This window comes from Streptomyces sp. NPDC004721 (assembly GCF_053601495.1).
Map to the genome: position 1 here is coordinate 258,730 of NZ_JBSGBZ010000002.1, position 12,175 is coordinate 270,904.

Annotated in this window: 9 protein-coding genes; 8 read left to right on the forward strand and 1 reads right to left on the reverse strand. The window is 71.8% G+C overall.

The genetic code is table 11. The features are described from left to right. The first annotated feature begins 46 nt into the window (after positions 1-46). On the forward strand, positions 47-1,018 hold the full coding sequence (gene speB, locus ACWEK3_RS02900; protein WP_361415519.1) for an agmatinase: 972 nt from the start codon (positions 47-49) through the stop codon (positions 1,016-1,018). 5 nt (positions 1,019-1,023) lie between these two features. Next, a complete protein-coding gene (locus ACWEK3_RS02905) occupies positions 1,024-2,709 on the forward strand; it encodes a thiamine pyrophosphate-binding protein (RefSeq protein ID WP_453248747.1) in 1,686 nt (561 codons plus the stop codon). Between the two features lie 28 nt (positions 2,710-2,737). On the opposite strand, the gene ACWEK3_RS02910 is transcribed toward ACWEK3_RS02905, so the two are convergent. Next, on the reverse strand, positions 2,738-3,139 hold the full coding sequence (locus ACWEK3_RS02910; RefSeq protein WP_453248748.1) for a peptidoglycan-binding domain-containing protein: 402 nt from the start codon (positions 3,137-3,139) through the stop codon (positions 2,738-2,740). Positions 3,140-3,464: 325 nt separating this feature from the next. On the opposite strand from ACWEK3_RS02910, the gene ACWEK3_RS02915 reads away from it, so the two are divergent. From ACWEK3_RS02915 to ACWEK3_RS02940, 6 genes are all read left to right on the forward strand, one after another. After that, entirely contained in the window at positions 3,465-4,289 is an 825-nt protein-coding gene (locus ACWEK3_RS02915; RefSeq protein ID WP_450538139.1) for a helix-turn-helix domain-containing protein, read from the forward strand. Continuing rightward, complete coding sequence (locus tag ACWEK3_RS02920) at positions 4,276-5,283, forward strand: helix-turn-helix domain-containing protein (protein ID WP_450538141.1); 1,008 nt, start codon at positions 4,276-4,278, stop codon at positions 5,281-5,283. The genes ACWEK3_RS02915 and ACWEK3_RS02920 overlap by 14 nt, the downstream gene beginning before the upstream one ends. A 160-nt stretch (positions 5,284-5,443) precedes the next feature. Then, on the forward strand, positions 5,444-6,310 hold the full coding sequence (locus ACWEK3_RS02925; protein WP_450538233.1) for a serine hydrolase: 867 nt from the start codon (positions 5,444-5,446) through the stop codon (positions 6,308-6,310). Positions 6,311-6,407: 97 nt separating this feature from the next. Beyond that, the gene (locus tag ACWEK3_RS02930; RefSeq protein WP_453248749.1) at positions 6,408-10,136 is read left to right on the forward strand and encodes an ABC transporter ATP-binding protein; all 3,729 of its coding nucleotides are present in this window, start codon (positions 6,408-6,410) and stop codon (positions 10,134-10,136) included. 77 nt (positions 10,137-10,213) lie between these two features. After that, positions 10,214-10,600 (forward strand): hypothetical protein, encoded by a 387-nt coding sequence (locus ACWEK3_RS02935; protein ID WP_384425648.1) that lies wholly within the window; start codon positions 10,214-10,216, stop codon positions 10,598-10,600. A gap of 98 nt (positions 10,601-10,698) precedes the next feature. Beyond that, positions 10,699-12,150: a S28 family serine protease gene (locus ACWEK3_RS02940; protein WP_450538145.1), complete on the forward strand. Its 1,452-nt coding sequence runs from the start codon at positions 10,699-10,701 to the stop codon at positions 12,148-12,150. Positions 12,151-12,175: the final 25 nt, after the last annotated feature.

Genomic DNA, 12,175 nt, shown 5'->3' on the forward strand with positions numbered 1-12,175 from the left:
GAGCCAGTACATGCGCGACGAAGCGTAAGAAAGAAGGCATTCCAGTATGAGCAGCACCGAGACGCCCCGCGGTCCCGTCGACTCCTCCCGCGTCCCGCGGTACGCCGGCCCCGCGACCTTCGCCCGGCTGCCCCGCCTCGACGAGGTGGGCACCACCGACGTCGCCGTCGTGGGCGTGCCGTTCGACTCCGGCGTCTCGTACCGGCCGGGCGCCCGCTTCGGCGGCAACGCCATCCGTGAGGCGTCCCGGCTGCTGCGCCCCTACAACCCGGCGCAGGACGCCTCCCCGTTCGCCCTCGCCCAGGTCGCGGACGGCGGCGACATCGCCGTGAACCCGTTCAACATCAACGAGGCCGTCGAGACCATCGAGGCCGCCGCCGACGAACTCCTCGGCACCGGCGCCCGGTTGATGACCCTCGGCGGCGACCACACCATCGCGCTGCCGCTGCTGCGGTCCGTCGCCAAGAAGCACGGCCCGGTCGCGCTGCTCCACTTCGACGCCCACCTCGACACCTGGGACACCTACTTCGGCGCCGAGTACACGCACGGCACCCCGTTCCGGCGGGCGGTGGAGGAGGGCATCCTCGACACCGAGGCGCTCTCCCACGTCGGCACCCGCGGCCCGCTGTACGGCAAGCAGGACCTCACCGACGACGAGAAGATGGGCTTCGGCATCGTCACCTCCGCCGACGTCTACCGCCGCGGCGCCGACGAGGTGGCCGACCAGCTGCGACAGCGCATCGGCGACCGCCCGCTGTACATCTCCATCGACATCGACTGCCTCGACCCCGCGCACGCCCCCGGCACCGGCACCCCCGAGGCGGGCGGCATGACCTCCCGCGAACTGCTGGAGATCCTGCGCGGCCTGGCCTCCTGCAACCTGGTCTCCGCCGACGTCGTCGAGGTGGCCCCGGCGTACGACCACGCCGAGATCACCTCGGTGGCCGCCTCCCACACGGCGTACGAACTGACCACGATCATGACCCGCCAGATCGCGGCGGCCCGGAAGGACGCGTAAGCGACGTGACGCACGACCACGACCCGGTACTCCGCCCGACACCCGCGCAGACGGAGGCCGCCCTCAATCCTCCCCCCGGCCGCAACGGCGGAGACCTGGTCGTGGAGACCCTGGCCGGGCTGGGCGCGACGACCGTCTTCGGCCTGCCCGGCCAGCACGCCCTCGGCATGTTCGACGCGCTGCGCCGCTCGGACCTCACGTACGTGGGCCTGCGGGTGGAGAACAACGCGGGCTTCGCCGCCGACGCGTACGGCCGGATCACCGGCGAGGCCGCACCGCTGCTGCTGTCGACCGGCCCGGGAGCGCTGACCTCGCTGGCCGCGCTCCAGGAGGCGGCGGCGGCCTCGGCCCCCGTCCTGGCCATCAGCAGCCAGATCCCGACGGCCGGGCTCGGCGGCGGCCGCCACGGCTACCTGCACGAACTGCCCGACCAGGCCGCCTCGTTCCGCGGCGTGGTGAAGTCGGTCCACACGGTCCGTACCCAGTCCCAGATCCCCTCCGCCATCGCGGCCGCCTGGAAGTCGGCGCTCACGGTCCCGCACGGGCCCGTGTGGGTGGAGATCCCGCAGGACGTGCTGCTGGACGGGACGAGCCTGCCGGTGGTGACGGCGCTGGACGCGACCCCGGAGGAGCTGGTCCCGCGTCCCGAACTGACCGCGGTGGCGGCCGACCTCCTGTCGACGGCCGCCCGCCCGGCGGTCATCGCGGGCGGGGGAGTGGTCCGCGCCGACGCGTCCGGCAAGCTGCTGGCGCTCGCGGAGCGGCTCGACGCCCCCGTCGTCACGACCTTCGGCGGCAAGGGAGCCTTCCCCTGGGAGCACCCGCTGTCCCTCCAGTCCTGGCTGGAGGACCGGCACACCACGGACTTCCTGGAGGACGCCGACGTCCTGCTGGTGGTCGGCTCGGGCCTCGGTGAACTCTCCTCCAACTACCACACGTTCAAGCCGCGCGGCCGGGTGATCCAGATCGAGGCCGACCTCGGCAAGCTGGAGTCCAACCACCCGGCGCTCGGCATCCACGCCGACGCCCGCCCGGCGCTCCAGGCCCTGCTGGAGACGGTGGACGAGCGCGCGGACGAGGGCGCCGCCGACCGCGTACGCGAGGTGCTCGGCAAGGTCCACGACCGGATCGCCGCGCAGGAACTCACCCTGGAGCAGAACGTGCTGGCGTCCGTCCGCCGCGCCCTGCCCGCCGGCTCGCCGTCCTTCTGGGACATGACGATCCTGGCGTACTGGGCCTGGTCGGCCTTCGACGCGAAGTCCCCCAACACCATGCACTCGGCCCAGGGCGCCGGCGGCCTCGGCTACGGCTTCCCGGCGGCGCTGGGGGCGGCGGCCGCCGACCGCACCCGCCCGGTCCTGGCGGTGTCGGGCGACGGCGGCGCGCTGTACTCGATCGCGGAACTGGCCACCGCCCGCCAGTACGACCTCGACGTCACCTGGCTGATCGTCGACGACGGCGGCTACGGCATCCTCCGCGAGTACATGACCGACGCCTTCGGCCAGGCCACGGCGACGGAGCTCACCCGCCCCGACTACGTGGCCCTCGCCGAGTCCTTCGGGGTCCCGGGCGTCCGTACGACCCCCGAGACCCTGGAGACCGACCTGTCGAACGCCCTGGACCGACCGGGGCCCTCGGTGGTCGTCCTCCCGGCGGTGCTGCGGATGTTCGCGCCCACGCACCTGGCCTGAGAGGACGGCACACCCGCCCCCGGCGGGGCTACTTCAGGCGCAGCTCCTTCCACGTCTTCTTGCCGACGATGCCGTCGTACGGCTTGACGTGGTACTTCTTCTGGAACCAGATCACGGCGGCCTTGGTGTTCTTGCCGAAGTCGCCGTCGACCTTGAGCTTGGGCTTGTACGAGGTCGTCTGGTTGATCAGCGCCTGGACCTCCCGGACCACGTTGCCCTTGCTGCCCTTGCGGACGGTGCCGCTGCCCTTGTAGTAGCCGCAGTAGTAGCCGAGGCTCTTCGTGTACGTGCACTTCTTCGCCGCGGCCGCGGTGGAGTGGGCGGTGACGCTCCCGGTCGCGTGGGCCGTGCCGGCGGTGGCCACGCCGCCCAGGAGGGCGAGCGTGGCGACACCGATCCCGAGGGACTTGTGCGTTGCGCCGATGGTCATGAGTTTTCCCCGTTTCCTTGCTTGGGCCGGTTGTCGAGGCCGGGCGGGGACCGCGTCGGACGAACACTTCGCCCCGCCGGGCACCACCGACACTGCCCGCCGGCCGCGGGGGCGGGCCACAACCGCCGCCGGAATGCTGCCCACATGGGACGTCCCCTCTCCTGACCAGCGGGGACGTGCCATGCGACGAGGCAGTGGCGGGACGCGGGTTACACCGGGTGGTGGTTGAAAGCACCCTTTCGGGGGACGGCGCCGGGGAACCGCGGCGAGAACCCGCCGCATCTTCGGTAAAGAGTTGCTGGCAAACGGAAGAGATGCGGGGGACATGTCTCCTTGGAAGCAACTGCCGACCTCGCTCGACCCCAGGACGCGCCAACTGGTCCTGCAACTCCGCCGGGTCAAGGACCACAGCGGTCTCAGCCTGCAGGCACTGGCCGCCAGAACCGGGTACAGCCGCTCCTCCTGGGACCGGTACCTCAACGGCCGGGCGATGCCTCCGCAGCCTGCCGTGGCCGCCTTCGCCCGCGCCTGTGCCGCCGACCCCGGCCGGCTGCTGGCCCTGCACGAGGTGGCCGCGGCGGCGCTGGACGGCGCCCCACGGGACACGCGCGGCAAGGAGGCGGAGACATCCGAGGAGCCCGAGGAGCCGGCCGACGCCGGGAAGGGCACGCGGGACGACGAGCCGGGGAGCGGCCGGCGGTCGTGGGTTGCCGTCCTGGCGGCGGCGTCCGTCACGGCCCTGCTGGCCCTGACCGCGCTGCTGATGGCCGCCCCCCGGGACCACGGCGGGGGGTCGGACCGGCCGGCGGCCGCGGCCGGGGGTTCCGCCGCGGATCGGGACGGGCACCCGTTCGTGTTCCAGGCGGGCAAGGACTACGCGTGCTCGGTCCGGAGGGGCAAGGACGGTCTGCTGTACGCGGGTTACAGCAACACCCGTACGGAGCTGCTCGGCATGGGATCCGCGCAGTGGCCCGTCGTCGAGGCGCAGTGCCTGCTGCGGCACCACGGCGTCTCGCCGGGGCTCGCCGACGGGGCCTTCGGCAGCGGCACCGAGCGTGCGGTGCAGCGGCTGCAGCGGGACGCGCACATCGTCGTGGACGGAGTGGTCGGCGAGGACACCTGGGGAGTGCTGCGGCATGACACCCGGTGACCGGCACCTGGAATGCGAACGGCTGGCCGGGACGCTGCGCGGCCTGCGCGCCCGGACCGGCCTGAGCCTGGCCGGACTGGCGGACAGGACGCGGTACAGCAAGTCCTCCTGGGAGCGTTACCTCAACGGCAAGACGGTCCCGCCCCGGCAGGCCGTCGAGGCGCTGTGCGCCCTGGCGGGCGAGGATCCCGGCAGACCGCTCGCACTGTGGGAGCTGGCCGAGGCCGTGTGGAGCGGGCGTTCCGGGAGTCCGCCGGAGCCCGCACCGCCGACCGCCCGGGCCGGACTCCCCGTGCCCCGCCCGGCGTCACCTCCGGACCCCGCCGAGGCCGGGCCCATGAAGAGCTTCACCGCCCAGCCCTCGGGAGACGACACGGCCGGGCCCGCCGAGGACGGCGCCGCAGCCCCGCCGACGTCCCGTAGTGCCGCGTCCGAGGCGTCCGGTCACGCGGCGCGCCGGCTCCCACGCCCGTGCGTGCCCTGGGAGTTGGCCGTCGGAGGGCTCTGCGGTCTGGCCACCGTCGCCGTCGCGGCGGCGCTCGTGGCCGCCGGTGCCTTCGGAGCCGGTCACCGGCAGTCGGCCGGCTCTCCGGCCACGTCCGCCCTGACGGTCCCGGCGTCGCCGGGCTGCGAGGGCGGCGGCTGCACGGGCAAGAACCCCGAGAGTTACGGATGCGACGTCATACCCCCGCCGACGACGCTGCGACGGCAGGCCTTCCCCGGACGAACCGTGGTCAAGATCCGGCACGGTGCCGCCTGCCACGCCGTGTGGGCCCGAATCGACCTGGGGCAGGTCGGCGATCGGGTCGAGATCCGCATACCGGGTCATGCTCCGCTGACGGCGGAGGTGAAGGACGAGTACGACGCGAAGGGTTCCCTTTCCACTCCCATGATCGCCCTCGGCCGATCCGGCCCGGACACCGCCAGCGCCTGCCTGGTACGGCAGCAGGAACGACGCTGCTTCGGCCTGCACGGCGCCGGTTCGCCCGGGTAGGGACGGCGATGGCCGGTCTGCACCCTTTCTTTGGTGGATAACGGTGGGTCAAATCTCAGACAACTCGCACAACCATTCGCCGCAGCCCGTACGTCAACTGGACATGACTCACTCGACAACCCGACGCGCCAGAGTGCTCGCGGCGGGCGTGGGCGCCGGGATGCTGATTCCCTGCGTGGCCGCCGCGCCGCCCGCCGCGGCCGCCGTACCCACGGTCAGCTGCACGTCCGGCAAGGCAGGCCTGGCGGCCAAGTTGCAGAAGGACATCACCGCGGCCATGACGAGCCGCAAGGGCACCATCGCCGTCGGTCTGCGCGATCGCGGCACCAACACGACCTGCACGCTGCGCCAGTCGACCGCCTACGACTCGGCGAGCGTGGTCAAGGTCACCGTCCTCGCCACCCTGCTGTGGGACGCCAAGAAGCACAACCGCTACCTCACCACCCGCGAGTCCACGCTCGCCACGGCCATGATCACCAAGTCGGACAACAACGCCACCTCCAGCCTGTGGAAGCAGCTGGGCGTGACGAAGGTGAAGGGCTTCCTGACCGCGGCCGGCATGACCCAGACCAAGCCCGGCGCGAACGGCTACTGGGGACTGACCCAGATCACCGTGCGCGACGAGCAGAAGCTGCTCGCACTGATCACGGCGAAGAACTCCGTGCTGAGCGACAACTCCCGCGCCTACATCCTCAAGCTCATGGGCCAGGTCGTCTCCTCCCAGCGCTGGGGCACGCCCGCCGGGGCGCCGTCCTCCGTCGCCGTGCACGTCAAGAACGGCTGGCTGTCGCGCTCCACGCACGGCTGGCGGGTGCACAGCGTCGGCACCTTCAACGGGGCCGGCCACGACTACATGATCACGGTGCTCACCCAGGACAACAGCACCATGAACTACGGCGTCACCACCATTCAGAACATCGCCAAGGCCATCCACAAGGACCTCGTCCCCACGACGACGAAAACCGTGCGCTACGTGCCCACCACCACACCGAAGGAGGCGTTCGTGGCGGTCCCCTCCGGCGGGTGATCCCCGCGCCGCCGGGCGCGCTGCCACGGAGGGATGAAATCCGCCGCCGTGCGCGTTGGTGTCTTGCGGAAGATCAGCTCTTGAGGGAGGCACCGACGTGGCAGCGCAGCCGGGGTGGGCGCGGAGACTGGCCGGGTACGCCTGGCGTTACCCCAAGGACGTCGTCCTCGCCCTCGGCGCCTCGCTCGCCGGCATGGCCGTCACAGCGCTGGTACCGCTGATCACCAAGGTGATCATCGACGACGTGATCGGCGGCCACAGCCGCGGTATGGCCCCCTGGGCGGGCGCCCTGATCGCCGCCGCGCTCGTCGTCTACGTCCTCACCTACATCCGCCGCTACTACGGCGGCCGGCTCGCCCTCGACGTCCAGCACGACCTGCGGACGGAGATGTACGAGACGATCACCCGGCTCGACGGCAGACGCCAGGACGAACTGTCCACCGGCCAGGTGGTCGGCCGCGCCACCAGCGACCTCCAGCTGATCCAGGGCCTGCTCTTCATGCTGCCGATGACCATCGGCAACGTACTGCTCTTCCTGATCTCCCTGGTGATCATGGCCTGGCTGTCGCTGCCGCTGACCCTGGTCGCCCTCGCCGTCGCCCCGGCCCTCGGCTGGATCGCCCGGCGCAGCCGCACCAAGCTCCACCCCGCCACCTGGTACGCCCAGGCGCAGGCCGCCGCCGTCGCCGGCGTGGTCGACGGCGCGGTGAGCGGCGTACGCGTGGTGAAGGGCTTCGGACAGGAGGAGCAGGAGACCGCCAAGTTGCGCGAGGTCGGCCGCAGGCTGTTCGCCGGGCGGCTGCGCACCATCCGGCTGAACTCCAGGTTCACCCCCGCCCTCCAGGCCGTGCCCGCCCTCGGCCAGGTCGCCATGCTGGCCCTCGGCGGCTGGCTCGCCGTGCGCGGGCACATCACGCTGGGCACGTTCGTCGCCTTCTCCGCCTACCTCGCCCAACTCGTCGGCCCGGTCCGCATGCTCGCCATGGTGCTCACGGTCGGGCAGCAGGCCCGGGCGGGCACCGAACGCGTCCTGGAGCTGATCGACACCGAGCCCACCCTGACCGGGGGCACCAAGGAACTGCCCGCCGACGCCCCCGCGACCGTCGAGTTCGACGACGTCTCCTTCGGCTACGAGGACGGCCGGCCCGTCCTTCAGGGGCTGTCCTTCGAGATCCGCCCCGGCGAGACCCTGGCCGTCGTCGGCTCCTCCGGCTCCGGCAAGTCCACGGTCTCGCTGCTGCTGCCGCGCTTCTACGACGTCACCCACGGCGCCGTCCTCGTCGGCGGCCATGACGTGCGCGAGCTGACCCTGGACTCGCTCAGGGCCGCGATCGGCCTGGTGCCCGAGGACTCCTTCCTGTTCTCCGACACCGTCCGCGCCAACATCGCCTACGGCCGCCCCGACGCCACCCCGGAGCAGATCGAGGCCGCCGCCCGCGCCGCCCAGGCCGACCGTTTCATCTCGGAGCTGCCCGAGGGCTACGACACCAAGGTCGGCGAGCACGGCCTGACCCTCTCCGGCGGCCAGCGCCAGCGCGTCGCACTGGCCCGCGCGATCCTCACCGACCCGCGCCTGCTCGTCCTGGACGACGCCACCTCCGCCGTGGACGCCCGGGTCGAGCACGAGATCCACGAGGCCCTGGCGCAGGTCATGGAGGGCCGCACCACCCTCCTCATCGCCCACCGCCGCTCCACCCTGAACCTTGCCGACCGCATCGCCGTCCTCGACCAGGGCCGCCTCGCCGACATCGGCACCCACGACGAGCTCCAGGAGCGGTCCCCCCTCTACCGGCGCCTGCTCACCGACCCCGACGAGCTCGGCGGCGTCTCGCCGGGCCACGCCCAGCCCGCCGCGCCCCCGGAGGACGTCTCCGTCCGGGAGGAACTGGACGCCGAGTTCGACGCCGAGCGCGGCATCACGCCCACACTGTGGGCGGGGGACCGCGAGCCCCGGGACACGGCGATGGCCGGCATGCCCGCCACCCCCGAACTGCTCGCCCAGGTCGCGGCGCTGCCGCCCGCGAACGACACCCCCGACATCGACGAGCGGCGGGCCGTCCGCCCGGAGGACTCCTACGGCCTGCGCCGCCTGCTGCGCGGCTTCGGCCTGCCGCTCCTGGCCAGCCTGGGCCTGGTCGCCGTGGACGCCGGCATGGGCCTGCTGCTGCCGATCCTGATCCGGCACGGCATCGACCAGGGCGTCACACGGATGGCCCTGGGCGCCGTCTGGGCGGCCTCGCTGCTCGCCCTGCTCGCGGTGCTGGTGCAGTGGTCGGCGCAGATCGGCGAGACCCGGATGACCGGGCGGACCGGCGAGCGGGTGCTGTACTCGCTGCGCCTGAAGATCTTCGCCCAGCTCCAGCGGCTCGGCCTGGACTACTACGAGCGCGAGCTGACCGGCCGGATCATGACCCGGATGACGACGGACGTGGACGCGCTGTCGACGTTCCTGCAGACCGGTCTGGTCACGGCGTTCGTCTCGGTCGTCACCTTCTTCGGCATCATGGTCGCCCTGCTGGTGATCGACGTGCAGCTGGCGCTGGTCGTCTTCGCGACGCTGCCGCCGCTGGTCGTCGGCACGTTCTTCTTCCGCCGGGCGAGCGTGAAGGCGTACGAGCTCGCCCGTGAGCGGGTGTCGGTGGTCAACGCCGACCTCCAGGAGTCGGTGGCCGGGCTGCGGATCGTGCAGGCCTTCCGGCGCGAGAGGGACGGCGGGCGGCGGTTCGCCGAGCGCAGCGACAGCTACCGCCAGGCGCGGATCCGGGGCCAGTGGCTGATCTCGGTCTACTTCCCGTTCGTGCAGTTCCTGTCCTCGGTCGCGGCGGCCTCGGTGCTGATCGCGGGCGCGGGCCGGGTGGAGGCGGCCACGCTGACCACGGGCGCCCTGGTGGCGTACCTGCTCTACATCGACCTGTTCTTCGCGCCCGTCCAGCAGCTCTCCCAGGTCTTCGACGGCTACCAGCAGGCGACCGTCTCCCTGGGCCGCATCCGGGAACTGCTCCGGGAGCCGACGTCGACGAAGTCCGCCGCCGAGCCCCTCGACGTGCCCGCCCTGCGCGGCGAGATCGCCTTCGAGGACGTGCACTTCCGGTACGGCGCCGCCGACGCGGGCGAGGCGGCACTCACCGGTGTCGACCTGCGAGTCCCGGCCGGACAGACCGTCGCCTTCGTCGGCGAGACCGGCGCGGGCAAGTCGACCCTGGTGAAGCTGGTGGCCCGGTTCTACGACCCGACCGGCGGCCGGGTGACCGTCGACGGCACGGACCTCAGGGCGCTGGACCTCACCGCGTACCGGCACCGGCTCGGGGTCGTCCCGCAGGAGGCGTACCTCTTCCCGGGCACCGTCCGCGACGCCATCGCCTACGGCCGCCCCGACGCCACCGACGCCGAGGTGGAGGCAGCCGCGCGCGCGGTCGGCGCACACGAGATGATCGCCACGCTGGAGGGCGGCTATCTGCACGAGGTCGCCGAGCGCGGGCGCAATCTGTCGGCCGGTCAGCGCCAGCTGATCGCGCTGGCCCGCGCCGAACTCGTCGACCCCGACGTGCTGCTCCTCGACGAGGCGACCGCCGCGCTCGACCTGGCCACCGAGGCACAGGTCAACCAGGCCACCGACCGGCTCGCGGGCCGCCGTACGACACTGGTGGTCGCCCACCGGCTGACGACGGCCGCCCGCGCCGACCGGGTGGTGGTGATGGACCACGGCCGGGTCGCCGAGGACGGCACGCATGAGGAACTGCTGGCCCGCGGCGGGCGATACGCCGAGCTGTGGCGGACGTTCGTCGGCGCGCCCGAGTCGGAGGAGCAGGTCAGCGCGTCCCGCTGAGCCCGCGGGCGCAACCATCCGGCCCACGGGCCGCGTCCGTACATCCGTACGCTTGTACGCTCACGTCAGGGGGGACCGTGGACAGTGCTGCGATACGCCGGCGGCCGCTGCCGCTCGTGGCCGTGCTGACCGGGGCGGTGCTGCTGGCGTTCGCCGCGCCCGGCACCGCCCAGGCAGCCACCACCTGCGCCGGCCGCGAGGTCAGAACGCTCTCCTTCGCCACCGGCACCGTCCACGTCCACAAGCGCGACGGCTACGTCTGCGCCCTCACCGTCGCCAGGAAACCCGGCCCCAAACGGCCGATGTCGGTGACGGTGCAGGCCCGCGGCAACCGTCCGGTCACCGACAAGGGCCGCTACTCCCGGCACGCCGGCCCGGTCACCGTGCACGCGGGCCACCGGTGCGTGCGGGTCGCCGGATCGGTGGGGTCGAAGTCGGTGCACACGGACTGGATCCTGTGCTGAACCGCTGAAACACGTTCAGGTATTTTCCCTGCTCCCCTGGTGTGCACCCGAGTTGCTCCGATAGCTTCCGGCGAACATCTGTCTCATAGGGAGGGTGCATGCGCAAGGCGCTCAGATGGCTGCTCGCGCTCACGGTGTCCATCGGCACACTGGGCACGGCGGGGGTGGCTACCGCGGCCCAGCCGGAGGCCACGAACGGCCCCGCAAGCAGCACGGAAGCCGACATCCTGAACCAGCTCCTGGCCATTCCGGGCATGAGCCTGATCCAGGAGAAGCCCTACGCCGGCTACCGCTACTTCGTCCTCAACTACACCCAGCCGGTCGACCACCGCGACCCCTCGAAGGGCACCTTCGAGCAGCGGATCACCGTGCTGCACAAGGGAGTCGACCGCCCGACGGTCTTCTACACCGGCGGCTACAACGTCTCCACGACCCCCAGCCGCCGCGAGCCCACCCAGATCGTGGACGGCAACCAGGTCTCCATGGAGTACCGGTTCTTCACCCCGTCCCGGCCCGCCCCGGCCGACTGGTCCAAGCTCGACATCTGGCAGGCCGCCAGCGACCAGCACCGCATCTACCAGGCGCTGAAGCCGGTCTACTCGCAGAACTGGATCGCCACCGGCGGCTCCAAGGGTGGCATGACGGCCACCTACTACAAGCGCTTCTACCCCGGTGACATGGACGGCGTGGTCGCCTACGTCGCGCCCAACGACGTGGTGAACAAGGAAGATTCCGCCTACGACCGCTTCTTCGCCACCGTCGGCACCAAGGAGTGCCGCGACCGGCTGAACGGCGTGCAGCGGGAGGCGCTGGTGCGCCGGGAGTCGCTGGAGAACAAGTACGCCACGTACGCCGCCGACAACGGCTACACCTTCACCACCGTCGGTAACCTCGACAAGGCGTACGAGGCCGTCGTCCTCGACTACGTGTGGGGCTTTTGGCAGTACAGCCTGCTGAAGAACTGCGACACCATCCCGGCCGACGCCAAGAACGCCACCGACCAGCAGATCTGGGACACCGTCGACACCCACTCCGGGTTCTCCGCCTACACCGACCAGGGCCTGGAGCAGTACACGCCGTACTACTACCAGGCGGGCACACAGCTGGGCGCGCCGACGATCCAGTTCCCGCACATCGAGAAGCAGCTGATCCGCTACGGCTACCAGCCGCCGCGCAACTACGTGCCGCGGTCCATCCCGATGAAGTTCCAGCCGTCGGCGATGCGTGACGTGGACACCTGGGTGCGCCAGCACGCGAACCAGATGCTCTTCGTGTACGGGCAGAACGACCCGTGGGGCGCGGAGCCGTTCCGCCTCGGCAACGGGGCACGGGACTCGTACGTGTTCACGGCGCCCGGCATGAACCACGGGGCGAACGTCGCCGGTCTCGTGGCGGACGAGAAGGCGCTCGCCACGGCGAAGATCCTGAAGTGGGCCGGAGTCGCCACCCCGGCGGTCCAGGTGAACCCGTCGGTGGCCAAGCCGCTGGCCGGCTTCGACGCGAAGCTGGACGTGCGGGACGTGGAGCGCGAGCCCGCGCTCAGGCCGTGACGCGCCGGTCGGCACCCGCCGACAC